The organism is Desulfatibacillum aliphaticivorans DSM 15576, assembly GCF_000429905.1.
Classification (GTDB): domain Bacteria; phylum Desulfobacterota; class Desulfobacteria; order Desulfobacterales; family Desulfatibacillaceae; genus Desulfatibacillum; species Desulfatibacillum aliphaticivorans.
Genome location: NZ_AUCT01000003.1, coordinates 417380 through 442542 on the forward strand (window position 1 = coordinate 417380; position 25163 = coordinate 442542).

The 25163-nt window shown below is 54.8% G+C and carries 15 protein-coding genes; 11 read left to right on the forward strand and 4 right to left on the reverse strand.

The window, feature by feature from the left end; all coding sequences use genetic code 11:
• Positions 1 to 171: 171 nt before the first annotated feature.
• From G491_RS0106075 to G491_RS0106115, 9 genes are all read left to right on the forward strand, one after another.
• Positions 172 to 1194: a TIGR00341 family protein gene (locus G491_RS0106075; protein ID WP_028313936.1), complete on the forward strand. Its 1023-nt coding sequence runs from the start codon at positions 172 to 174 to the stop codon at positions 1192 to 1194.
• Between the two features lie 224 nt (positions 1195 to 1418).
• A complete protein-coding gene (locus tag G491_RS33450; protein ID WP_051327064.1) occupies positions 1419 to 3593 on the forward strand; it encodes a glycosyltransferase in 2175 nt (724 codons plus the stop codon).
• Entirely contained in the window at positions 3590 to 4696 is a 1107-nt protein-coding gene (locus G491_RS0106085) for an SPASM domain-containing protein (protein ID WP_028313937.1), read from the forward strand. The genes G491_RS33450 and G491_RS0106085 overlap by 4 nt, the downstream gene beginning before the upstream one ends.
• 12 nt (positions 4697 to 4708) lie before the next feature.
• Complete coding sequence (locus G491_RS0106090) at positions 4709 to 5911, forward strand: glycosyltransferase family 4 protein (protein ID WP_028313938.1); 1203 nt, start codon at positions 4709 to 4711, stop codon at positions 5909 to 5911.
• Positions 5912 to 6017: 106 nt separating this feature from the next.
• On the forward strand, positions 6018 to 7715 hold the full coding sequence (locus G491_RS0106095; RefSeq protein ID WP_028313939.1) for a hypothetical protein: 1698 nt from the start codon (positions 6018 to 6020) through the stop codon (positions 7713 to 7715).
• Positions 7716 to 7738: 23 nt separating this feature from the next.
• A complete protein-coding gene (locus tag G491_RS0106100; RefSeq protein WP_169829396.1) occupies positions 7739 to 8782 on the forward strand; it encodes a glycosyltransferase family 4 protein in 1044 nt (347 codons plus the stop codon).
• A complete protein-coding gene (locus G491_RS29640; RefSeq protein WP_051327065.1) occupies positions 8772 to 10139 on the forward strand; it encodes an ABC transporter ATP-binding protein in 1368 nt (455 codons plus the stop codon). The genes G491_RS0106100 and G491_RS29640 overlap by 11 nt, the downstream gene beginning before the upstream one ends.
• Positions 10136 to 10885, forward strand: coding sequence for a sulfotransferase family protein (locus G491_RS0106110; RefSeq protein ID WP_028313941.1), 750 nt, complete (start codon positions 10136 to 10138; stop codon positions 10883 to 10885). The genes G491_RS29640 and G491_RS0106110 overlap by 4 nt, the downstream gene beginning before the upstream one ends.
• A 250-nt stretch (positions 10886 to 11135) precedes the next feature.
• Entirely contained in the window at positions 11136 to 12770 is a 1635-nt protein-coding gene (locus tag G491_RS0106115) for an AMP-binding protein (protein WP_248635324.1), read from the forward strand.
• A gap of 166 nt (positions 12771 to 12936) precedes the next feature.
• On the opposite strand, the gene G491_RS34870 is transcribed toward G491_RS0106115, so the two are convergent.
• Positions 12937 to 16335: a PAS domain S-box protein gene (locus tag G491_RS34870; protein WP_084511345.1), complete on the reverse strand. Its 3399-nt coding sequence runs from the start codon at positions 16333 to 16335 to the stop codon at positions 12937 to 12939.
• The gene (locus tag G491_RS0106125; RefSeq protein ID WP_169829397.1) at positions 16319 to 16843 is read right to left on the reverse strand and encodes a cache domain-containing protein; all 525 of its coding nucleotides are present in this window, start codon (positions 16841 to 16843) and stop codon (positions 16319 to 16321) included. The genes G491_RS34870 and G491_RS0106125 overlap by 17 nt, the downstream gene beginning before the upstream one ends.
• 645 nt (positions 16844 to 17488) lie before the next feature.
• Between G491_RS0106125 and G491_RS0106130 the strand changes: the two genes are divergently transcribed.
• The gene (locus G491_RS0106130; RefSeq protein WP_028313944.1) at positions 17489 to 20341 is read left to right on the forward strand and encodes a C25 family cysteine peptidase; all 2853 of its coding nucleotides are present in this window, start codon (positions 17489 to 17491) and stop codon (positions 20339 to 20341) included.
• Between the two features lie 139 nt (positions 20342 to 20480).
• Here G491_RS0106130 and G491_RS0106135 read toward each other — a convergent pair whose 3' ends face one another.
• Positions 20481 to 21869: an FAD-binding oxidoreductase gene (locus tag G491_RS0106135; RefSeq protein WP_028313945.1), complete on the reverse strand. Its 1389-nt coding sequence runs from the start codon at positions 21867 to 21869 to the stop codon at positions 20481 to 20483.
• Positions 21870 to 21956: 87 nt separating this feature from the next.
• Complete coding sequence (gene dnaA, locus G491_RS0106140) at positions 21957 to 23321, reverse strand: chromosomal replication initiator protein DnaA (RefSeq protein WP_051327066.1); 1365 nt, start codon at positions 23319 to 23321, stop codon at positions 21957 to 21959.
• A gap of 833 nt (positions 23322 to 24154) precedes the next feature.
• Here dnaA and pdxA point away from each other — a divergent pair.
• On the forward strand, positions 24155 to 25156 hold the full coding sequence (pdxA, locus tag G491_RS0106150) for a 4-hydroxythreonine-4-phosphate dehydrogenase PdxA (protein WP_028313947.1): 1002 nt from the start codon (positions 24155 to 24157) through the stop codon (positions 25154 to 25156).
• Positions 25157 to 25163 lie beyond the last annotated feature (7 nt).

Genomic DNA, 25163 nt, shown 5'->3' on the forward strand with positions numbered 1-25163 from the left:
GCCCAGAGGCCCTTTCCCCCTTTTTTTGTTGACCAGCGGCAAAAATGGGCTAAACATAACGTCCGAACCATGACAATCGGTCCTAACGGAATTCATGCAAGGCGGCGCAAAAGGAGCCGCCGGGCGCCGTCGCCCGCCTTGTTATAAAAAAGGGGAAGCCCTGGAGAAATTATGGCTCTACGCCTCATACGCATCGTCATTCCAGAGCAGGAAGAACAGGCTGCAAAAAACCTTTTGGAGGACCAGGGCGTCAAACGGTTTTGGCTGGAAAACGCCCCGGACGGCCTGTTTGTCGCCAATGTGCTGGTGAGTTCGGAGTCCACGGAATCCTTGCTGGACGTTATGGAAAAACGGTTTGCTTCATACACCCGGTTTCAAATGGTGATCCTGCCCGTGGAGGCGGCCTTTCCCAGGGAAATCAAAAAACCGGGCGGCGCAACCGGGAATGGAAACGGCGAGGAAGACGGCAAAGCGACTGCGGCGAAAAAGAACCGGGGCCGGGTGCATCGCCAGGAGTTGTATACGGACGCCCGGGACGTGTCGTCCCTGACTTGGAATTACTTGATCATGGTGCTGCTGTCATCCTTTGTGGCGGCCATCGGGCTGTTGCGGGACAACGTGGCCGTGGTGATCGGCGCCATGGTCATCGCGCCGCTTTTGGGGCCTAATGTGTCCCTGGCTTTGGCGGCGACCCTGGGAGACCCCGACCTGGCCAAGCGGGCGATCAAAACCCTCATGGCCGGAGTGGCTTTGGCCTTTGTTCTGAGCATCGGTCTGGGGCTTAGCCTTCACGTCGACGCCGCCGGGAGGGAAATCGCCTCCCGCACCACCGTGGACTTTATCGACCTGGTTCTGGCCCTGGCGGCCGGAGTGGCCGGCGCATTGTCCTTTAATCAGGGAACCTCGTCTGCGTTGATCGGCGTGATGGTGGCGGTGGCTCTGCTGCCGCCCCTGGCGGTCTGCGGCATGCTGTTGGGCTCGGGGCATACGCCCCAGGCTGTGGGCGCGTTCCTTTTGTTCGGCGCAAACACCATTTGCGTGAACCTCGCCGGGGTGATCACCTTCGCCGCCCAGGGCGTGCGTCCCAACACATTCTGGGAGGCGGACCTGGCTAAAAAATATTCCCGCTACGCCGTGGAATTCTGGATTCTTCTTTTGTGTGTATTAGCCTTTTTTTTGGTTCAATCCCGGTGATGCGGATAAAAGGGAAGGATTCGGAAGGCCCTTATACGCCTTGACACTCAACCGTTTAGGAAATATAAAAATTCCTGATTATTAATGATGCGCAGACTTTGGCGGCTTGAGGCCTCTTCCGGAGGGGGGCGGGAGGACGAGAGGATTCACCGCGTCGGGCGCCGCCCATCATTAAGCCTTTCCCCCCGCAGTATAGGCCCGAAAAGCAGCTTCGACAACACCCTATGAAAAATAATACGCCCAAAATCAGCATTATCGTGGTCAATTATAACGGCCTAAAATTCCTTGAAGACTGCTTTACCTCCCTGACGCAAACGGACTGGCCCAAGGAAGCCCTGGAAGTCATTTGCGTGGATAACGGATCCACGGACGGCTCTCAGGAATATCTGAAAAAGAACTTCCCGGACGTCGCGGTCCTGGACCACCAACCCAACAACTATGCAGCCGCCAATAACGCGGGAATAAAACGCGCCTCCGGCGATTACGTCATCCTTCTCAATAATGACGTGAAAATGGACCCCGGCTGGCTGCGGCCTCTGGCCGCGGCCATGGAGCTAAATCCGCGGTTGGGGGGAGTGCAACCCAAGCTGCTTTATTTTGACGGCATGATCCAAAGTTTGGGCCACATAAAAAGTCCTGATTTTTACTGGACGGACCGCGGGATGGGGGAGCCGGACCTGGGACAGTATGGGGATGCTCTTATGGAGGCGGACAGCCTGTGCGGGGCGTGCGCAATGTACCGCCGGGAATGCCTGGACCAAGCAGGACGCCTGGACGAAGACTTTAACATGTTTGTGGAAGATGTGGATTTTGGCGTGCGATGCCTGGACCATGGATGGCCTCTGGCCTGCCAGCCTCAAAGCCGGGTGCACCACCTTTTTCATGGTTCCATAGCCGGCGAAAGCCGGGCCAGGCTTTTGATTGAGTCCAATCGCCTGCTTCTCATCGCCAAACACTGGCCGGACAAGCTGGCGGAAAATCTGACCGGCCGTGGTTTTTTCTTGCAGCCCGATCCCGAAAAGCAAAGGGCTTTTATCCCGGCCGCCTCCAAGGCCTGCGGCAAGTTATTGACCGAGCATCCCCCTGAAAAGGCCCGGCGAATCCTGGACGATGTTTTTATCAAACTCGCCCAGGCGCTGGACCCGCAAAAGGACGCCCTGGTCCGCAAAGCCATGCTCCATCAAAAGGAGGCGGCCAGGGAGTTGGAGGTGCAAAAGGAGCGCGCCCGGCTGGACTTGCGGGATGTGGAATCCCGGTTATACGCGGAGATAGACCGGCTGCGGGACCTGGTCATCCAAAGGGAAGAGGAGTTGCGGCTTCTGCGCGAGTCTTTATCGTACCGGTACGTTCTTAAACCCGTGCAAAAGGCTGCGGACCGCGTCAAAGGCGCCCTGCCCCGAACCCAAAACGCTCCTCCGCCCTCCCCTGCCCTGCCCCGGATCGTTTCCATGAAGTTCACGAACAACTGCCAGTTGAAATGCCGTATGTGCGGCATCTGGTCTCAGGAAAAGGAAGCGGAGCTTCCCGGCGAGCAATGGCGTAAGGCAATCGACAAGGTTTTTCACTGGCTGGGGCCGTATCGCCTGGACATTGCAGGGGGAGAGCCTCTTCTAAGACCGGACAATGACGAACTCACTGCCTACGCTTCGGCCATGGGCGTTGAAACGGTGTTACTGTCCAACGGCGCGCTTATCACCAAGGCCAGAGCGCGCAAGCTGCTGGATTCGGGCCTGGACTCCATTCACGTCTCCCTGGACAGCCTGACCCCGGAAGTGCACGACCGGATGCGCGGGAAGGCCGGAACCTTCGCCAAAGCGACAAAGGCCCTAAAGCATTTGCAGGAGCTTCGGCGTTACAGGAGCAAAGACTTCTCCATAGGGGTGGCCTCAATTGTCATGGCGCCCAATGTGGAGGAACTGCCCGCCCTGGCCGAATTCGTGTATCAGGGAGGCGCGGATTTTATCAGCTTCCAGGCTTTGGATCAGAATTTCCATGACAAATACGATCCACAGTGGTTCGCCTCCAATCCATATTGGATCAAGGATCTGGACGCTTTAAACCGGTCCATGGACAAACTGCGGGCCATGAAACTGCGAGGCGCCCCCATAGACAATAGCCTGGCCCAGTTGCAGGCCATGAAGCGCTACTTCGCCGATCCACAGGATTTTTGCCGCCGGTTTCAATGCCTTTCGGGAGAGAAGAACTTCATCATTAAAAATAACGGAGACGTGCTTCTTTGCTGGAACCTGCCGCCCGTGGGCAACATCCTCCACGACGCGCCGGAACGCATCTGGCAGTCTTCGGAAGCCAAAAAGCGCAGGGAGCAAATCGCCGCCTGCACCCGGACCTGCCGAATCCTTAGCTGCCATGTCACTGAGGAGGCTTTACAAAACGCATGACGGGACCGGGCTCCGAAAAAAATCGGGTGCGATGCATCCGCCCTTTCACCTCCATGGAGCTTCAGCCAGGCGGCGAGGTCAGCTTTTGCTGCGTGGAATGGGCCAAGGTTCCGTATATCGGCAATGTGCAGAACCAAAGCCTGATGGAAATCTGGAACAGCGATACGGCCCAATACATCAGAAGGAAAATGCTGGCCGGGGAATGGGAGGACGTCTGCCGGCCCGATGTCTGCCCCACACTGGTTAGCGAGGGTTGGAAGGAACTGACAACGGACGGCGCCGGGAAAAAACTTTTTGTCCTGACCGAGCAGCATATCAAGGATATTCAGGCGGGGCGGACGCGCATGAGCGTTTCGCCCACCTATGTGCTCATGTCCAATCTGGAGGCTTGCAACCTGAAATGCCCCATGTGCGGCCCCTTTCGGAACATTTACGCTGAAAACAGAAACAACGCGCCCTTTGATTGCGCCGTGGGGAAGCAGCGGGAAATCATGGAAGGCGAGAACATGGCCGTCCTGGAGAGGATCTCCCGGGACGTTGTGAACGGGCTTCCGGACCTCAAGGTGCTTGGGTTGTGCGGCGCAGGAGACCCCCTTTTCCGGCCTGATACGCGTAAGATTTTGTTTTCAAAAGACAAAAGAGTCAGGCCTGAAATTGCACTTTTCTCTAACGGCCTGCTTTTTAATTCAAAAATGTGGAAAAAAATCAAGCATAATGCGTTCCGTTATGTTAATGTGTCCGTTGATGCTGCCGCCAGGGATACTTATGAAAAGGTCAGGCCCCCGGGAAAATGGGACGACATCGTCGCTAATCTGGAGTTTTTGTCCGACCTAAGAGCACAGGGGAAGATTCCCCAGCTTTTTATTAACTTCACGGTCATGCGCAGCAATTTGGAAGAAATGACGGATTTCGTCCGGTTGGGCGAACGCCTAAAAGTGGATTCGGTTTATTTTCAAAAAATACGTGGAATCATTCGAAATAGGGAAAATTTTTTCGACGGCCCGGACAAAGACCAGGAACTTTTGGACAGGCTGGAAATTATCAAGCCGCAGGCAAAAAAAGCGGCAGGCGGCGAGACCGCCGTTGCTTTTGGAAACTTGTAACCAACAGACGCCATGATCCGAAAAAAAATACTCATAAGCGACACAGCCCCCCTTTATCCTCCCATGTGGGGGGGGCCCAAAAGGATCTGGGGACTGTTTTCCAACCTGACCCACAAGTACGACATTATTTATGTGGGCGTGGATACTGGCCAATACGAACTGGTCAAAGGTATTGAAGCCAGCGAGGATTTCTTTGAAAAGCGCTTTTCCATGCCCGAATCCTATTACAAGTACTGGCTTCCGATTTACGAGCGTCTGTTTAAAAACCTTAATTTCGATCCATACACCTATTTTTTCATCGATAACGCCAAGCATTACGTGGACGCTCTGGAAAGTCAGCCGGCCGACGCAATAGTCTGCAGCCATCCCTGGTCCTGGAACACCCTGAAATACAGAACCGACTCTCCGGTAATATACGACGCCCACAACTGCGAATACACGTTGATGCGGTCCCTGGCCGAGGGCAATCTTTTCAAGCCCATTCTGACGCATAAAACCAAAGTCCTGGAAGGGGACCTCTGCCGCCGGGCTAAAGTCATCCTGGCCTGCTCCGAAGAAGACAAGCAGGCTTTTGTGGACGTATACAAGCTGGACCCGGGTAAAATATCCATTGTGGAAAACGGGACGGACATCCCCCCCCTGCCGTCCCTTAAAGAACGGGTGGCCGCCAGAGAAGAGCTTGGCTACGCCAGGCAGCCGGTCGTTTTATTTGTAGGCGCCTATTACAAGCCCAATATCCAGGCCGTGGATTTTATAGTCAATCGTCTGGCGCCCAAACTGACCGCCTGCCAGTTTGTCATTGTAGGCACGGTCACCAATGCGTTTTCCGACAGCCAGGCGCCGGAAAACGTGAGCTTTGCAGGCATCCTGACCGACGATTATCTGGAGCACTATTGGAGAGCGGCGGACCTGGCGGTAAACCCCATGTCCAAAGGCTCCGGCGTAAACATTAAAATGCTGGATTACATGGCGGCGGGCATTCCCACGGTTTCCACCCCCTTTGGATGCCGCGGCCTGGACGTGGAAAATGAAAAGCATGTAGTCATTTCCGAACTGGATAACTTTGCAACGGCCATTTGGGACACGCTGAAAAACCCGGAGTTACGAGGCCTGATGCGGAAAAAAGGCTACGATTACGTCTCGACAAAGTTTGATTGGAAAATACTAAGTAAAAAGGTCGAGCACATTTTGGATCAGCTATTGTTCGACAGGTAATCTTTCCCTGGCGGGACCGGTTCTATAGGTTCCCTTATTCAATATTCTTACATAGTCTTCCACTAATAAATCAATGCATCTTAGGATTCCCGATAAACGAACTCTCGTGATTGTTTTTGCGCTGGCGATCACCACCTGGGTTGCGCATTTCCTTTGGGTTCGGGACTTTCTATTGTTTGAAGACGATTACTCCCATGTGGGCAGGAGCCTGGACGGCGAGTGGAGCCAAATATACTATCTCCTGAAATGGGCGTGGGAAGCCTGGCCTCAGGGGCGCCCCCTGCATTTTTCGCTCATGCCCGTGTTTACGGGCCTTGGAATGCACATGGGCGGGCTGCCCTGGGTGTATTTTTTCGGGTTCCTGTTCATCGCAGGCAACGCGGCGCTTTTTTACGTCACCGCCCTGAAAGTGGCGCCGCCCGGCCCGGCTTTGGCGGGCGCATGCGCGTTTTGCCTGTTTCCGGCGGATACGACCCATGCCATGCTGACTCATAACATGGCGCTTCAGGCCTCGCTCATGTTTTTACTGGCCGCCGTCCATGCCTATTTAAGCGACAAAAAACTTCTTTCCTACCTATTAATTGCGGGAACCCTGATCTCTTACGAAACCGCCATCGTCCCCTTTATCGCCGCGCCTCTGCTAAAGTCGCCCTGGAACCGCAAGACCATCAAAGAACTTGCAACCACAACAGCCGTCGTCGCGCTTCTTATGTCGGGGCACGCCTTACTGAGAGCCGCCATGAACGAGCACCGGATGATGGAGCTTGTCAGCGATAATCCCTGGCGGCTTGCAGGCCATGTTCTGGCCTCCATGGTTATCGGGCCGCTGACCGTGCTAAAAGCCTTTTTCCTCCGGCCCGGCTACGCCCTGAGCCACGCAAACGCCCTTACGGCGTTCTCAGGACTGGTTTTTGCCACAGGAATGGGATGGGCGCTTTGGCGGCTTCCTTTGCCTTTGGAACTGAAATGCCTGTCCTTTTCGGCCCTGTCGGAAAAATACGGATTGAAAATGCACGGCAGCCTTAAAATCCCGCAAGGGCTTGCGCCGGGCGGCAGGCTGCTAATTGCCGGGGCTCTCGCCCTGTGTTTGGCGTACGTGCTAACCTTCACCCGCTGGCCGCCTACAAGCCTGGGAGGACGCGACACATGCGTGCATCTGGCTGCAACCTTCGGGGCATCCATTATCATAACCGGGCTGGCTTGGATGATTCTGGAAACTGCCGGCATGTTCAGGCTTAAACTTGCAGCCGCCGGGGCTGTCGCTGTTTATCTGGCTTTTCTGCTGGGCTTTTCCATGGCCGTGCAAAAGGATTTTGTTAACGGCTCCGAGTTTCAGCGCCAATTCTGGAGGGAAGTCCTGCAGCTTTGCCCGGACCTGGAAGACGGGACCACGATTTTTGTCAAGGAAAACATAAGGACGACATCGGACTTTGTGATTCCCAATGCATGGTCCGTGCGGCTGGTGCTGGAGCAAATGCTTCTATTTCCCAAAGACTGGACTTCCCCCCCGGCCCTGTTCATTTTAAATGAAAAAGTAATTGCGGGCGTCACACCCGATCCGGGAGGAGAGTCATGGACCTTGCTAATTCCAGGAGAGGGCCGGGAAACCCGGACCGTCAAGCAAGGCCAAGTCATTGCTTTGGAATTGAACGCAAACGGATTGGTCCGGCTGGAATCCGCAGAGCATCGGCCCGGGTGGGAGCCTCTGGAGGGTCTGCATGTCAAGCCTGAGGGAAAGTCCTCCATCCAAAGCCTTGAAAAAAAGGCGCTATACCGTATAATGATCGAGCGCGGCCTGCGTTAACGATTGTGGAGGGGGGACGGACCGTGAGGGTGGTCTACATCGGGGAGCGCATACAACACCATGCCGGGCGCTCGGGCTACGACCAGTTTGCCCGGCGCGTCCGCTCAAGGCCTTTATCCCCTGCAATCCACCATGCATTGACGTCCATCTTAGAAAGGACGCCCTCCAGCGCCGTCAAGGCCCGCCTGGACTCTCCCCCCTACTCCTGGTATTGGAGGCCGGAGCAGCTTGCACAGGAGCTGCACGCAATGGGATCTATGGCCCTTGCAGGCGGCGTTTACCACTGGCTGTACGGAGAAAACGACTTTCGATGGGCGGGGCGCTTTCCCCGGCGGAAAGGCGCCAAAATTGTTGTCAGCATGCACCAGCCGCCTCAGATCTTTGAGAGGGTTTTTCCCGACCCCAAGGCCCTCAGGCAAGCGGACGCCGTGCTGGCGTGCTGCCGCAGCCAGGGGGATTATTTGAAGAATTTGGCGGGGGAGGATAAGGTTCATGTAATCCCCCACGGCGTGGATGCGGATTTTTTCACGCCCGCTCCAAAGCCTGCGGAGGAAAAATTCATCGTGCTGGCCGTGGGAAGCTGGCTAAGGGACTTTTCCCTGCTGATGGAAGTCATCCGGGAAGCCGACAGGCGCCAGTCAGGACTTTGCTTTCACCTGGTTCCGCCGCAGGACCGGATAAAGGACTTTGACGGGGCGCCAAACACAAAAATTTTTTACGGCGTTCCGGATGCGCAATTGCTTAGCCTGTATCAATCCGCCAGCGTTTTGTTCATGCCGGTCACGGATTTTACGGCAAGTAACACGTTGTTGGAAGGCATGGCCTGCGGACTGCCCGCAGTTGCCACGGACGTGGGCGGCATGGGGGATTATATGGACTCATCCTGCGGCGTTCTTGTACCGCCTTCCGACCCCGAGCAGGCCCTGACCGCACTGCTGAATTTAAAAGAAAATCAAAACTTGGCGCCCGCCATGGCCGAATCCGCTCGAAAAAGGGCCCTGGAATTCGATTGGAAAAAAATCGCCCAGTCAGTCATGAAAGTCTATAGAGGCCTCTATGCCCGATAACGCCTCGAAAAATACAGGCCCTGCGGTTTCCGTACAGGGGATATGCAAGGATTTCAGGGTCTCCGTCTCTGAAAAGCCGGGATTTCTCCGCCGTTTCGTCCCAGCCCCCTTGAGACCGGCCGAAAAATTCCGTTCCCTGGACAACGTGAGCTTTGGCGTCTCCATAGGCGAAACTCTGGGCATTGTGGGCAGAAACGGGTCGGGCAAAACCACCCTGCTTAAAATCATTTGCGGCATTATGACGCCGACTCAGGGAGAGGTTCGGGTGCGCGGCAGAGTGTCCACACTCCTGGATCTGGGAGCGGGGTTCGACCCGGAGTTCACGGGCCTGGAAAACGCCTACACAAACGGCGCGTTCATGGGGTTCTCCCGGGAGGAGATGGACGAAAAAATGCCGGCCATCCTGGACTTTGCCGACATCGGGGAATTCATCCACAGGGCGGTCAAAACCTATTCCAGCGGCATGTACGTGAGGCTGGCCTTTGCCGTGGCAATCCACGCCGATCCCGACGTCCTTGTGGTGGACGAAACCCTGGCCGTGGGCGACGAATCCTTCCGCAGGAAATGCTTCGCCCGAATCAACCAGATCCGCCGCAATGGCGGTACGGTCATCCTGGTTTCCCACTCCCTGCAAAACATTGTGGAGTTATGCCACACGGCCCTGTGGATGGAGCGGGGAAAAATCATCCTAAAAGGCGCGCCGTCTTTTGTTGTAGGCGAATACGAACGGTTCGCCAATTCGTCCTTTGAAAACCAGAAAATCATTCTGGACCGGATTGCGGACTGCGCGGAACCCCAGGTTCCCGCCCAGGGCGATCGTCTGGTGGAGGAACTGGCCGGCTTTCATCAGCCCCGGGTGTACGAAACCAACGGCGCATGCATCCTAAACCCGCGGATTATCGGCCGGGACGGCAGGCCCGTGGGCAACCTGATTATGGGCAGGGACTATTTTTACACCTATGACGTGCGGTTCGACCAAGACGCCAAAAACGTCAGGTTCGGCATGATGGTCAAGACCCAAAGCGGGCTGGAGGCGGGCGGAGCCGTCTCCCATGGCGCGGGCGACGCGCTGGAGTTTGTGGAAAAAGGCGCCTTGCTTCGCCTGCGTTTCGCCTTCAAGTGCCAGCTTACGCCCAATGTGTATTTTATCAACGCCGGCGTCCAAAGTGTGGGAGATGAAAACTCCGTATATCTGCATCGCATAGTGGACGCCGTTATGTTCCGGGTGACGCCGGTCCCTGGACTGTTGGCCACGGGGATCATGGATTTCGCCGCCCACCTGAAAGAAGGCGAACGGGTCAGCGTGGAACGGGCGCCCGAAAAAGGGGCGCCCGAAAAAGGGGCGCCAAAGCCATGAAATCCAGGGCCGTCGCCATATTGGGCATGCACCGTTGCGGAACCTCCATGGCCGCCCGGATCGTCAACCTGCTGGGCGCCTATCTAGGCCGGAAAGAAGACCTCATGGGGCCGGCCTATGACAATGAGGCCGGTTTCTGGGAGCGGTGGGACTTGATGGAGTTCCACGACAAAGCCTTGCAGTCCATGGGCAGAACCTGGGACGATCCATCCCCCATGCCCGATTGGGGCGCCCTGTCCCAGGCCCGAAGCCTGGAGCGGGAGTTGATCGCCAAAATTGAAGATGTCTTTACTGGCCAGCCTCTCTGGGCATTTAAAGACCCCAGGGCCTGCCTGCTTTTACCGCTATGGAAAAACGCTCTGTCCGCCTTAAACATTGACTGGCAGATCGTGGCGGCAGTGCGCAATCCCGTGGACTCCATTGGGTCTCTGGCCCGGCGCAACGAGTATTCCTGGGAAAAATGCTGCGCTTTGTGGGAGCTGCACTATCGGCAAGTTTTGGATCATATAAGGGAAACCCCTCACGTCATCGTCCTCTTTGAAGAACTGTGCAACGCCCCGGCAGTTCAGATCGCAAAATTGGCTTCCGCCTTGGAAATTGATGTGGATGAAAAAGCGCTTGAGAACGCGGCTCGCTCCATCAGGCCGGATCTGATTCATAATCATTCCAAGGAGAAATACAGGCTGCCCGCTCAGGTGGAAGAAACATATGGACGCCTAAGAAAGAAGGCCCTGAGCCTCAAGTAAAAACTATCCCGCAAAAAACGCATTTAGGGGGTAGACTTGAGGTCAATTCATTTGCTATAGAAATTCAGCCGCGGGGAATTGCCTCCCGCCAGTCGTTTCAAATCAGTTTCACTAGTCCAATCACTTTTTTGTTTTTACGTTCCCTCAACCCAACTAGCCGCTGCCAGCCAGTGCACAAAAAAACCAATTACTAAACGGCCTTGAGGATTAGTCCCTCTATACGGCCAAAGGTCTTGCAGGAGGATTTTCAATGATGGGTAAAACACCGAACATGACCGATTATCAAAAAGAGTACGACGAATTTAAATGGGAAGTCCCCGAGTATTTCAACTTCGCCGGAGACGTCATCGACAAGTGGGCTCAAGACCCTGAGAAACTCGCCATGTTGTGGGTGGACGACGACGGAAACGAGGTTCGCAAGACCTTCGCGCAATTGAGCGCCGCCTCCAAAAAGCTGGCCAACCTGCTGACAAGCCTGGGCGTGGGCCAGGGAGACGTTGTGATGGTCGTCCTGCCCCGGAACATCGAGTGGTGGGAAGTCTTCACCGCATGCATCCGCATGGGCGCCCTGCTGGCCCCCGGCACCACCCAGTTGACCTCCAAGGACCTCCAGTTCCGGGCCAACAAAGCGGAAGCCTCCTGCATCATCACCAATCCGGAGTTGGCCGAAAAATTCGATAAGGTCGCCGACGAGTGCCCCACGGTCAAATCCAAAATCATCATCACCGAACCCAGGGAAGACTGGACCTTCTACACCGAGGCCGTGGAAGCCGCGTCCGACCAATTCGAGACCGCCAAGACCAAAAGCAGCGACAACTGCCTGGTTTACTTCACCTCGGGCACCGTGGGGTTCCCCAAAATGGCACTGCACACCCATGCGTCCTATCCCATCGGCCATCAGGTGACCGGCAAATACTGGCTGGACCTCAAGCCTGAGGACATGCACTGGAACGTGAGCGACACCGGCTGGGCCAAGGCCGCCTGGAGCAGCTATTTCGGCCCTTGGAACATGGGCGCAGCCCAGTTCATCCACCATACAGACCGGTTCGATCCCATCAAAACCCTGGAGCTTTTGGCTCAATACCCCATCACCACCATGTGCGGCGCCCCGACCATCTACCGCATGCTGGTGCTTCAGGACCTTGCCAAGTTCAAGTTCCCCACGCTCCGGCATTGCGTGGGCGCGGGCGAGCCTTTGAATCCCGAAATCATCGAAGTCTGGAAGAAAGCCACCGGCTGCGTGATCCGCGACGGCTACGGCCAGACCGAAACCGTGCTTTTGGCCGGCAGCTTCCCCTGCATCGAGCCCCGGTTCGGCTCCATGGGCAGGCCCACCCCGGGCATTGAGCTTAAGGTCATTGACGAAGATTGCAACGAATTGCCCCCCAACACCGAGGGCGACATCGCCATCAAGGTCAAGCCCAACCGGCCCGTGGGGCTTTTCAAGGAATACTGGAAGGAGCCCGACCGCACCGCCTCCGTGTATCGCGGCGATTACTACCTCACCGGCGACAGAGCTTATGTGGACGAAGACGGATATTTCTGGTTCGTGGGCCGCGCCGACGATGTGATCCTGACCTCGGGATACCGCATCGGACCCTTTGAAGTGGAAAGCGCCCTCATCGAGCATCCGGCCGTGGCCGAGTCCGCCGTGGTTTCCAGCCCGGACGAAACAAGGGGCGAAGTGGTCAAGGCATTCGTCATCCTGGCGGGCGGTTTCACCGCAAGCGACGAACTGGCCAAGGAGCTTCAGGAGCACGTGAAAAACGTGACAGCGCCCTACAAGTATCCCCGCAAGATCGAGTTTGTGGACGTCCTGCCTAAGACCGTGAGCGGAAAGATCCGCCGGGTCCAGCTTCGTAACCAGGAATGGGGCAAGGAATAAACGGAATATATCTGATTGACTGAAAACACTGCGGCCGCATCCTGTTTGATTATAGAGGGTGCGGCCGTCCGCCGGTAAGCGCCAAATTAACGCGCACAGCGCGTTTGGGCAAGGATCTTTGGTGTGCATAGGGCGTTCAAAATCAACGGCGAGGATATTTTATAAATCACGCATTGTCATTAACATGAGCCAAGGGCAGGCGGATTATGAAATTGGCGCCATTGCCCGACGAGGAAACCACATCCATGGTTCCGCCGTGATTCTGCGTGATGATGAAATACGAGACGGACAGCCCAAGTCCGGTTCCTTCACCCACGGGTTTTGTCGTGAAAAAGGGTTCAAAAATCCGGGACACGGTTGCCTTGTCCATGCCAGGGCCGTTGTCCTGGATTTCCATGCGCAGCATGTTTTCTTCCCTGGCAAGCCGTAAGACAAAACAGGGCGTGTACCCGCCGCTTGCATCCAAGGATTGCATGGCATGGGCGCCGTTTCGGAGAATGTTAAGCAGGACCTGCTGGATTTTAGTCCCTTCACAAGAAATTTCAGGAAGATTTTCCTCATATTCTTTGATGATTTTGATTGTTTTGAAATCCTGCTGCTTTTTCAAGTCATAATCCGTGGACGCCAGTTCAAGGATTTTATCCATAAGGTGCACCGGATGATGGAGTGAAAAAGTCTCATTGGATTTCCTGGCGAAGCTGAGCATATTTTTGACGATTTCCGCCACCCTTTTGCCGGACTCATCAATGGCGTCCAGCATCCTGAATATGCTTCTCTTTTCCATGTACGCCATGATCACATCCATGGACGCTCCCGCCTCTTCTGCGGCGCGGATGTTTGCCGGCAATTCCAATTGCTCCAGCCTTGACCGCATCACATTCGCAGTCTGTATGATGCCGGCCAGGGGGTTGTTTATCTCGTGAGCCATGCCTGCAGCCAGCCCGCCAACGGACAGCATTTTTTCATTCTGGATCATCAACTCCTCAAGCCGCACCTGTTCCGTCACGTCATCCACCCGGATAACGGCGCCTTCCACGCCATTGGCTACCAGGGGATAAATGGTGATATCCTCGTAACGGGTTTCCTCCTGGCTTCGGCTGGGGGCCTTTGAATTATGGAGCACCTGGCGGTCCCGGATGGAAGCCTGGATGCGTTCCATTTCAATTGACAGGCCGGAGAACACCTTGGCCAGGGGTTGGAACCGGGCGTTTTCCGAGCGTATCCCGGTGACCTGCTCGGCCCGTTTATTCCACTGGGTGACCCTCCCTTTGGAGTCCACCCCCACCAGGACCGAAGGCATGGAGTCAATGATGTTGGACAGGTAGTTGCGCAAGCGGCGCAATTCTTCTTCGTCCTTCTTTTGTTGGGTGACGTCCACGCCGACGCCTACTACGCCGATGACCTTTCCATCGGAATCCTTTAACGGAGAATAGGACCCTCGCATCCACAACTCGGTTCCGTCCAATTTAGGGACCTTAATCTCAACGCCGCCAACCATCTCGCCTTGCATCGCCCTGTTCATATAACGCCATGCCGGCGTCTCTTTTACGCCGGGGAAGAGATCCCAAACAGTTCTGCCCACCACATCCCGCCTCGGTTGATCGAAACATTCTTCATGCCTCCTATTGACAAGCTGATAAACAAATTCCTGGTCTATCGTCGCCACGGACTCATCCATGGATTCCAAAATATTGCTGAGCAGCCGCCTGCTTTTTCGCAATTCCTCTTCCGCCTGTTTGCGCTCGGTGATATCCTGAATAAAGGCGACCGCATATCTCAGCCCTTCGTATTCGAACAGGCTGCTGCTAACTTCCACAGGAACCTCGGAGCCGTCTTGCCTGAGGTGCACAGATTCGAAGCACTCCCCTTCTTTTTGGGCTTTTGCAATATTCCAGGCCGCCTCGTCGTCTAACTTTGCCTGAAAGGGATCAACCTCCCAAGTACCCATGGAGGCCAGTTCCTCCCGCGTATACCCCAGCATCCGGGCGGCGGCCTCATTGACATCCAGGATGCGCCTGCCTTCGCCGATCAGGTAGATCCCCAAGGGGGCGTTTTCGAAACTGAACCGGGTGATGCGCAAGGATTCTTCCATTTTTCGGCGTTCGGTGATATCCCAAAAGATGCCTAGAACGCCGCTGACTTCCCCCGCATCATCCCGTATCGGAATTTTAACGGTCTGAACAACCATGGTTTCTCCGTCTTTGATATAGGATTCCTCAATTTCCTCCGATTCCCCCGCCGAGAGTATCCGTTCATCATCGGACCGGTATTTTTCGGCAATTTCCTTTGGAAACAGATCAAAGTCATTTTTCCCTTCAATCTGCGCCTCCGTCATATTCACATCCTGTGCGTAATTCCGGTTGCATGAAACATATTTAAAATTTTTGTCTTTAAGGAAAATTCGCTGCGGAATATTATTGACGAGAGTCTTGTATTTGGACTCGCTTTCGCGAAGCCCTTGATTCAGCCTCGACATCTCCGCAACTTTGGACGTGATCTCCGCCGCCATGGCATTAAACGCCCAGGCAAGTTTACCGATTTCATCCTTGGCCCGGATCGGGACCGCTACATCAAAGGCGCCGTCTTCAACCCGTTTCATGGCGTGCATCAGCTGGCTGATGGGACGCAAAATAATCGTATTCAAGCCAAAAATGCCAAAGATAATTACGAGAAGAGGAACCAAAAAAAGAAAAACAAACACCGCCGTCAGAGTGGAGCGGCTTGCATTTTCCAATTTCACATTGGCGGCGTCCAGATCTGATTTGGCTTTTGCAACAACGGCGTTCATCTCCGTTGATTTGGCGGCCGAGTCAAAAGCGTCTCTTGCTTCTGCAATCTGTGTTTGGTAGCGCAAAAGGGTCGCATCCGACTCGCCAATCAATCGCTCAAGGGATTCGATTTGGGCGAACAGTTCCGAAAACAAGGCGAGAAGACTGCCGTCCGAATCAATCAGTTCAAGCTGCGAGGAAATAAATCGCTGATTTTTCATGACCACGCTTTTGTGTTCGTTGGAAAAATTTCTGGATATCAAGCTGTTGAGCGCAACCAGCGTCAGTTGATTCAGGCTTTTTAAGACATAAGGCGCCAAGGCGCCTTTTTCGGAAGCATCCCCTCCCATGACGCGTTCCAACTGAAGGATGGCCAAAACCGTGGATATCCTATCATCCAATTGATAATACAAAGAATTAATTTCAATCCTGATATCGTCGAAAGCCTCATCAATATCCGCCGACGCCTTTTCCTTCGATGCAATCAGATCCACCAGCCGCAGCCTTGACTCAGACAAAATGTCATAACCTGGCATTTGCTGTCCGGCGGGCAGGAGGAATTGCTCCCTGGCAAGGGACGGGACATGTTCCTGGGCCGCGATGTCCGAAACCGAACGAATCAAACTGGTCTTCCATTCTTCAAACTCCTGAATATCCGCCAGTTTTTTGTCTACACTGTCCCGGATGTTTCGATTTGCCAAGACTTCGTGTTGGGTCCAGATGCTCATAAAGGCGAGGAGGACGAAAACAATAAAAAATACGGCGCCTGCAGCAAAAATTTTACTTTTTATCGTCATGCTGAAAATCCTTGTTTTTGTTTTTCCAGAACCCGCATCCCACCCAGGCTTTTTGCCCGTCTTGCAGGGTAATCCCCCTCACATAGGAATATTTTGACATAAGCGTCTTCGTATAAGGGTTCAGCCAATCATATTCAATCCATCCCTCGCCGTCCTTCTCAATCATCCGGGCGATCTCAAAAAAAAGCAGCCTGCCGCTGGGCGTTCTCAGATTCCACATATTCTTCCCAACAAGCTCCGGACGACTTCCCTGCCCGCAGCATACGGCCTCTTTTTTTTCGATATTGTAGCAATGTATAAAAACATAAAGACCATTTTCCCGGTCGAAAAAATCCGGGTTGGTTTGAAGGGCGTGCTGCACCGCGGGCATGTCGCCGGAATGCAGGCGGACGTAATCATAAGCCGCGTCGACAATCCCTTTTGTTTTTGCGGCGATGTCCTGAATAGGCTCATTGTCCTGGGCAGTCGATGCAGGCGCGAACCCTAAAACCAGGAGTATCATTACCATTAAAACAGGCCCCGTGCATTTCATGGGCAAATACCTCCCCGCTTGCGGATCAATTGGAATCGGTTTGCTCACCTGTTAGGAGCGAAACCAATATGCAACTAACATACTACCAAGCCGGAAGGGATGAGGTAAAGCAATGTGAATACTCGGGCCCGGTCACGAAAAGACCGGTTTCAAATAAGTTGAGGCCCAAGGGATAGCTGAGAGCCTCCCACGGTCCTCTTTGGGAATAAAATTAATGGTGAGATAATGATTGACGAAGCCCCGGCCTGTCATGTACCATATACTAAACGATAAACATATTACGACAAATTCATGCAACTGGCATAGGGTTGACGAATCTCAAAGAACTGAAGCGGCGCGCTAAGTCGAAGACCGGTAATGAATATCCATTCTCTTGCCGACGGGCGCCTTTGCGCAGACTTTGTTAACCATTTGGTATATTGGGATTTTTGCCAAGCTGATAGTTTAATCAATGATCCGTAAATGGGCTTCATGGGGCCTTTGTTTTTTCGCCCCTTGATAGAGGCGTTAAAACAAGGCTTTTTAGATGCGTCATGATTCGCCCCGGGTGTGAGAGGCGAGTCATGATTTTTTTAAAATCATTATGTGTATTATGTACTAAACAATAACAAGGAGGCGGCCATGGAAAAAAGAAAATGGATCTCAGCGTCCGGAAAAGCCGACATCGGCAAGGAAGCGGACAAGTCAATCTCCAAGACGGATTACTCCAAAGTGCGCAGTCTGGGGGTTGACGATCAGGGCGGCGGCGCCACAATCGTAACATACGAATTGACCGGCGCCTGGATGGATGAACTGGAGTATCGGGGGAATGTGTATGACCTCATCGACATTCCCAGCGCGGGGGTGCACACGCAGCCGGGCCATCCGGCCGTCCCCCAGGAAGGGCTCTTTGTGGCCATTCCGCCCAACGCAAAGGTTACGGCGGTAAAGCTGCTCAAGGAGACGGATCGCGAGCTTGACGGGAAATACAACCTGATTCCCGTGGCGGAGCCCTCCATCGAAGGTCATGCGGAGGTGTACAAACCGGACCCCGGCATATACGGGAAAGACGCATTTGCGCCGGATCAGCCCTTCGAGTTCGTGGGGGAAAAACGGGTTTCCGGCCGTTTGGTGGCGCACATATTGGTTTTTCCGGCCAAGTACAATCCCCAGACTGGCAAGGTCGTTTTGGTGGAAAGTTTGGAATTGGAAGTGACCTACGACACCAAGCCCGGCATGGACTGCGCCCCCATGAAACGCGGCCAGGCATCCAACGCCATTCTGGACTCCCTGATTCTCGACGCGGAAACGGCCTCTAAGATGGAAGACAAGCTGGGCGCAGACGTGGACGTAAAAGCGGCAGAACCCAAAAAGCTCAAGGACCCCGGCAACCACGGCGATTTTGTCATCGTGACCACCGGCGATCTCAAGGACGCCTTTAAAAATTTCATCGACATTCGCAACCTGGACCACACGGTCAAGCTCGCACTGCTGAATGACATCAAGAAGGAATTCCCGGCAACCGGGGACGATGTTTCCATCAAGGATTTTCTAACCTATGCCTACAATAACTGGGCGCTGCGCCCCAAATGGGTGATCCTGGGAGGAGACGCGGACAAAATCCCCACCCACCATACGGCCTGCGCAACCTGGAACGATCCGGGCGACGAGCCGCATCATGGGCTCATGGCCTCGGATCATTTCTATGCCGACATATCCGGAGATATTCTGCCGGAACTCCTGGTCGGCCGCTTTCCGGCAAGCGACTCCGATACCATGAAAAAAATCTGCGCACGCGCCCTCGCCTTCGGCCGGCACGGCAGCCAATGGCGGGACGTCATTATGCTCACCACCTACCAGCGCAACGATTACGAGCAATGCAAGGACGCCATTGCCGTCGCCATTGACGGGGAAAAGCGCAGGGACTACAACGCCGCCCTGAAATACTACGGCAGCGATCCCGCGGCGACCAAGGCGAAGATCATTGAAAGGCTCAACGAGCGGGACAACCACCACGTCGCCAAAAACGGGGGCGTGGATATCGTGAATTATCGCGGACACGGCTCCCAGACCGCCTGGCAGGCTTCCAACGGATTGAACATCAACGACGTCACCAACCTGAAAACCGGAAGCAAGACGCCCTTGGTTCTCAGCATCTGCTGCCTGAACAACTTCATTGACTGGACGAGCCCGTGCTTTGGCGAAACATGGATCAGCAAGCTGAAATCCGCGGGATTCTGGGGCGCGTCGCGGCCCTCTTACACTGCTGTTAATCACAAATTCGACAAGTTTTTGTGGGAAGGAATCATCAACGAACGGTACACCAGCATCGGCGATATCGCCCAATACGGCACGGCCAAGTTATGGCAGAATGATACCAGCGACCTGGCCAAGCAGAACATCAAGATGTACCTGCTCCTGGGCGATCCTACGGCCGACGCCAAAAAGGTGAAAAACTACTCGGTCAGCTTCAAGGGCAATGACGGCTCCTATGCATCGGTTCCCAACTCTCCTGAAATCGCCACGGCCAAGGAGATTACGGTTGAGGTAATGATGCGCGCCGAATCCTTCAACGGCGGAAACTGGCAGGACGCCGTGGTTTCCAAGCACGGCCCGGAAAGCGGATGGGAGCTGCGTGTGGGGGAAGCCATTCCCCGCATGATGGTCACCATTGGCAAGACCCATTATTACGCCCAGCCCGACGATCCGGCAAAGTCCCCCAAGCTGCAAGCCAAACGCTGGTATCATCTGGCGGGAACCTTTGACGGCAAAACCATCAAAATGTATGTGGACGGAGAGCTTTGGTTCAGCAAATCCGTCAAGGGGAACATCACGCAATACAGCGGAGACCTTGTCTTCGCCAAAAACGCCAATCCCGAGTGGGACAAGCGGTGGTTCAAGGGGGACATCGCAAACGTGGCCTTGTGGAACAAAGCCCGCTCCCAAAAGGAAATCCAGGGCGATATTTTCGACAATATCCTCGCGGACGAAATCGACCGGCACAATGGCCTGCTTGGCTATTGGGCCATGAACGAAGGCGGCGAAGAAGGCGAAATCGTCTCCGATAAGTTCAACGTGCTTTACGACCAGGTGCAGACCAGCATCAATATCCTGAGCGCCAATAACAGCGGCCGCATCCACAAAGCCTCCTGGGAAAAGCAGCATCTCAACTTTTATTTCACCGGCAAATACACCTGCGGCGTAAAATTCGGCGGGGCGACCGGGACCTGGCACGATGCCTCCAACCTGGAAATCAAACCCGACGGAGCCATAACCTATGCCGGAAAAACGCTCGTCAAACCTCTGATCGAAGCGAATCGAATCGCCTGGTGCATTGAAGACGGGAACGACTCGGAAGGCGCCATCGAGTTGATGTTGGGCAGCGACTCCCGCTATTTCTGGCCGGAGGGGGATCAGACAGACAGGCTCTTCCAGGGCTGGATCCGAGACAAAGGCCCGTCAGGCCCTCTCGACTTCAGGGGCAGGACCTCCTGATATTCCGGGACCGCTGCGGCGGCCGGCTTCCTGGGCAATTCTCTGCAAACACAGATATACGGACTTGAAAAAGCCCAAACGTTATATGCCTGCGGGAGACTGCACGTCTCCCGCATTTCTTTGGGGATAAAAAAAGGCTTTAGGTCTCCGGCGGAAACATCTTGCCGGGGTTGAGGATGTGGTTGGGGTCGAACACGTCCTTGATCTGGCGCATGATTTCCATCTGGGCGGGGGGAATTTCCATGTCAAAATACGGAGCTTTGGATATCCCCACGCCGTGCTCGCCGGAAATGGTGCCGCCCAGTTTCAGGACGTAGTCAAAAAGCTCCACCACGGCGGACTCGGCCTTTTCCAGGGCCACGGGGTCTTCCTTATCCAGCATGATGTTGAAATGGATGTTTCCGTCCCCGGCATGGCCGAAGCTGACCATGGTCAGGCCGGTTTTAGCCCGGAGTTCGTTGATCCTGCGCACCACGGCGGGAATTTTTGTGCGGGGCACCACAATGTCTTCGTTGATTTTATGGGGGCCGTATTTGAAAAGCGCCGGCGACAGCCCTTTGCGGGCTTTCCAGAGGTTGGCGGCGGCTTCGGCGTCGTCCACGCCTGACACGGTGCGGGCGTTTTGGTCCCGGCAGACCTTGGCTACGCGTTCGGCTGCGCGCTCCGCCTGTTGGGGATCGCCATCCACTTCCAAAAGCAGAATGGCTTCCGCGTCCGTGGGCAGGCCGATTTCCAGGTGGCTTTCGGCGCATCCTATGGCCGCCTGATCCAGGTATTCGATGCTCCGGCATATAATGCCGGCGGAGAAGACGGCGGCCACGGTTTTGGCGGCGTCGTCGATTTTATCGTACACCGCCGTGATGGTGCGCACCGACTCGGGCAGGGGCAACAGGCGCACGGTGATCCGAGTGATGACGGCCAGGGTGCCTTCGGACCCGGTGATCAGGCGGGTGAGGTCGTAGCCCACGACGCCTTTGGCCGTGCGCACGCCGGTGGCGACTACCTCTCCTGCGCCGGTGACCGCTTCCAGGCCCAGGACGTAATCCCTGGTGACGCCGTATTTGACGGCCTTGGGGCCGCCCGCGCATTCGGCCACATTCCCGCCCATGGTGCAGTAGGCGGAGCTGGACGGGTCCGGGGGATAAAACAGGCCCTGGGCTTCCACCAGCTTCTGAAAATCTCCGGTGACCACCCCGGGCTCCACGTCCGCCGTCAGATTGGCCGGGTCCACGCCAAGCACCTGATCCATGCGGGTCAGGGGCATAACCACCCCGCCCTTCACGGCCAGGGACCCGCCGGTCATGCCCGTTCCCGCGCCTCGGGGGATGACGTAAAAATTATTGAGATTGGCCAGATTGATGATTTCAGCCACGTGGGCTGTGGTGGCCGGAAAAACCACGGCGTCGGGTGCAAAATCCCTGTTGGATGCGTCATAGGCGTAAGCCGCCCGCTGATGCCACGAGTCGTGAACGTGTTTGGGACCCACGATTTTTTTCAGGATTTTTATAATGGCGGCGTCTATAGGCATAATAAAAAAGGGCCTCCCCCGCAGCAGGCTGCAGGGAAGGCCCAATAGGCAGCTTCATGACTGCGGAAAAAATGATATCGTCAGGTTTTAAAACTCCCCGGCTTCAATTTTCCCGCACAGGAAAAGGACAGGCTCCCGCATGTCCCCATTTTCGCGGATGTGGCGTTCCACCACGCCCACAGCATGGAGGGCTGTGGCGTGATAGCGGTTGAAGGTCCGCCCAATGGCCTGCAGGGACTGATCCGTATAGCGCCGGCCCAAATACATGGCGACCTGCCTGGGACGGGCTATGGCTTGCTTCCGGGACCGGGACCGCAAATCCTCTTCGGTGACCCGGTAATATTTGCAAACCATCTTTGTTATGACGCCCAGAGTCAAGGCTTTTCTGTTCCTGACGATGTTCCCCACCACTTCCCGAGCCATTTTCAGGTCGATGCCGCGCCCCATGATGGAATTTCTGGCGGCCAGGCCTTTGATGCCGCTTTCCAGGTGGCGGATGTCCCCGGTGAGTTCGGAGGCCATGAATTCGGCCACGTCCATGGGCAGGGCAATCTTGGCGGAATTGGCTTTGCGCTGAAGTATGCGCATTCGCATTCTGAAATCCGGGGCTTCCAGGCTGGAGATGACTCCGGCGTTGAGCCTGGACCGCATGGAATCGTGCATCTTGGGGATTTCCGAAGGCAGATACGCACTGGTGAAAACCAGGCGCTTGTTGGTTTCCATGAGGGAATCCAAGGTAAAAGCCAATTCATCCTGGGTCCGATTTTTTCCGCTCAAAAAATGGACGTCTTCCAGGATCAACGTGTCGCAGTTCCTGCGGTATTTTTCCTTGAACGAGGAAATGGTTCCCGTGTTTAGGGCCCCTATCATCTCGTTGGTGAAATCTTCCGCAGTGATGTAAAAAACCCGCTCCTCGGGGCTTTCCTGCATCACCTGGCGCCCCACCGCCTGAGACAAATGGCTCTTGCCCAACCCGGTCTGGGCCAGGAGATATAAAGGAGCATGGAGTTTGGAACGTTTGGAGGCCACGGACAACGCCGCCGAATAGGCGAAGTCGTTGCAATCCCCCACCACAAAACTGTCAAAAGTGAAATCCCGGTTAAGGAGCCTCCCCGAACTGGGCCGGGGAATGTCGGCGAAGGCAGGCAGGCACAACTGCTGAGGCGCCTCCTCGGGCGTCTCCGGGGCCTCGGCCGCGCACTCCGCCACCTCCAAAAGGACTTTTAACGGTCGTTGGGCCGCCTGCTGCATCGCCGATTCCAGCAAGCCGCGATAGTGGTCCATCAACCATTTCTTAGCCAAGGGGTTTGGGCATCCCAGCACAACCGAGTCGGCTGCGGCTTTGACTACCCTCAACGGATCAATCCACATGAGATATCCCTGATCCGGCACCTGCGAACGAATGGCTTCCTTGGCCTTTTCCCAGACTAGCCGCATAGAATCTGTCATCATGGATATTCCCTACGAGTAATTTAATAGGTTAAAAATTTCTAAGGCTTTTCCCGACCGCAAAGGTATCCTGTACGGTTTTGATCGGGTTTTTGCCGTCCCCTTTTCATCAACCGCTTATAAAATTTTTTTTGGCCGCTCCCAAAAAATTTGAAAAAAAATATCCTTTGGGTGTGCTACAATAGCCCCTGATTGCCCGGACGTCTCACCGGGCATGGACGCAACTAAACATCTGCGCCGGTCCAATTGGGAATGTTTTCAGATATTTTTTCGCGGTTTTTTTTGAAGCGGGCCGAAGTGACCCAAGCGTTGATAGCGTTATAAGCGCAGAGGCCCTTTGACGTCAAATCGGATAAGAGCGATTTTCTTCTTAAAAGCATCTCAAACATCCGGCGGGCGTCCTAAAAATAACTTCCTGATTTTTTAATCAAATTTTAACACACAAAATTTAAACCGCCAAAATCACACTTGTTTCTTTTATGGTTTCTTTTCCCAAGCATATTGGGAACATCCGTGCACCTGTGAAGTTATTAACAATTTTACGATCTCCCATTTCCTCTGATTTCCTCTGAATTATTCCGATTATCGGCCCTATCGAGGGCCGGGGCCTCTTTCCGGCCCCGTTGGACTTTGAAAACATTATGTTTTGCGCAATTCGGGGTTGATCTTTTTTTTTCAAAAAAAAGTTGTATTGAAAAAACCTATATCAGCGCTGCTAAAACGGACTAAAACCCTTGTTGTCATCCTTAAAGTAATTGTTAAAGTTGTTTGCGCGTGCTTAGACGCTTGAAATCACTGAATTCCTGCACTATGATCCTTTTCAGGAGGAGACTGAAATGAAATCATTGCCAATCATCGGAATCACCATGGGAGACCCTGTGGGAGTCGGCCCGGAAATCATAGTTAAAACCCTTAAAAACAAAGATATTTATAAGATTTGCCGACCACTGGTTATCGGTGATTTAAAGGTTATGGAGCAGGCGGAATCTTTGATCCGGTCCGGCCTGAACTTCCGTCCTGCAGGGTCCCCGGAGGATGCCGCCTATGAGTACGGCCGGGTGGACATACTGCCTGTATCCGACCTGGATCCAACCCGGCTTGCGCCTAAAACGCCTTGCGCAAAGACTGGCGAAGCCATGGTAAAATATATCACCACAGCGGTGGATTTTGCCAGGGATAACCGGATACAGGCTGTTACGACCGGCCCTATCCAGAAAGCGGCGGTGCATGCGGCCGGCTACACTTTCGCCGGCCATACCGAACTGTTAGCCCAACGAACCGGGACCAGCAGGTATGTCATGATGCTGGCGGGAGACAAGCTGCGGGTGGTGTTGGTGACCATCCACATGGCCGTCAGCGAGATTCCGGCGCATGTGACCCGGGAAAAATTTATTGAAACCGTCGAAGTGACGGGCCAGGCGTTAAAAGAAAGATTTGGAATTCCCCACCCCAGATTGGCGGTGGCCGCCCTCAATCCCCACGCCGGCGAGGAAGGCGCCTTCGGTACGGAGGAAAGGGACGTGATCATCCCGGCCATGGAGCATTTCAAGGGCAGTGACATCGCCCTGGACGGCCCCTGGCCCGCGGACACCCTGTTTTACCACGCCCAGCAGGGCAAATGGGATGCCGTGGTCTGTATGTATCACGACCAGGGGCTTATCCCGTTCAAGATGATCCACTTTCACGATGGGGTGAACACCACTCTGGGGCTGCCTATCATCCGCACCTCGGTGGATCACGGCACGGCCTACGACCTGGCCGGAACCGGCAAGGCCGACCACGGCAGCATGGAAGCGGCCATCCGCATGGCGGCTTTGCAGGCCTCCAACCTCAAGTAAAGAAAGG

What these genes read in the sequence shown, in the direction of transcription:
- pdxA (WP_028313947.1), top strand. Translation starts at nt 24,155, where the DNA reads ATGAAATCATTGCCAATCATCGGAATCACCATGGGAGACCCTGTGGGA.
- G491_RS0106130 (WP_028313944.1), top strand. Translation starts at nt 17,489, where the DNA reads ATGGAAAAAAGAAAATGGATCTCAGCGTCCGGAAAAGCCGACATCGGC.
- G491_RS33450 (WP_051327064.1), top strand. Translation starts at nt 1,419, where the DNA reads ATGAAAAATAATACGCCCAAAATCAGCATTATCGTGGTCAATTATAAC.
- dnaA (WP_051327066.1), bottom strand. Translation starts at nt 23,321, where the DNA reads ATGATGACAGATTCTATGCGGCTAGTCTGGGAAAAGGCCAAGGAAGCC.
- G491_RS0106125 (WP_169829397.1), bottom strand. Translation starts at nt 16,843, where the DNA reads ATGGTAATGATACTCCTGGTTTTAGGGTTCGCGCCTGCATCGACTGCC.
- G491_RS29640 (WP_051327065.1), top strand. Translation starts at nt 8,772, where the DNA reads ATGCCCGATAACGCCTCGAAAAATACAGGCCCTGCGGTTTCCGTACAG.
- G491_RS0106090 (WP_028313938.1), top strand. Translation starts at nt 4,709, where the DNA reads ATGATCCGAAAAAAAATACTCATAAGCGACACAGCCCCCCTTTATCCT.
- G491_RS0106085 (WP_028313937.1), top strand. Translation starts at nt 3,590, where the DNA reads ATGACGGGACCGGGCTCCGAAAAAAATCGGGTGCGATGCATCCGCCCT.
- G491_RS34870 (WP_084511345.1), bottom strand. Translation starts at nt 16,335, where the DNA reads ATGACGATAAAAAGTAAAATTTTTGCTGCAGGCGCCGTATTTTTTATT.
- G491_RS0106135 (WP_028313945.1), bottom strand. Translation starts at nt 21,869, where the DNA reads ATGCCTATAGACGCCGCCATTATAAAAATCCTGAAAAAAATCGTGGGT.
- G491_RS0106075 (WP_028313936.1), top strand. Translation starts at nt 172, where the DNA reads ATGGCTCTACGCCTCATACGCATCGTCATTCCAGAGCAGGAAGAACAG.
- G491_RS0106110 (WP_028313941.1), top strand. Translation starts at nt 10,136, where the DNA reads ATGAAATCCAGGGCCGTCGCCATATTGGGCATGCACCGTTGCGGAACC.
- G491_RS0106115 (WP_248635324.1), top strand. Translation starts at nt 11,136, where the DNA reads ATGATGGGTAAAACACCGAACATGACCGATTATCAAAAAGAGTACGAC.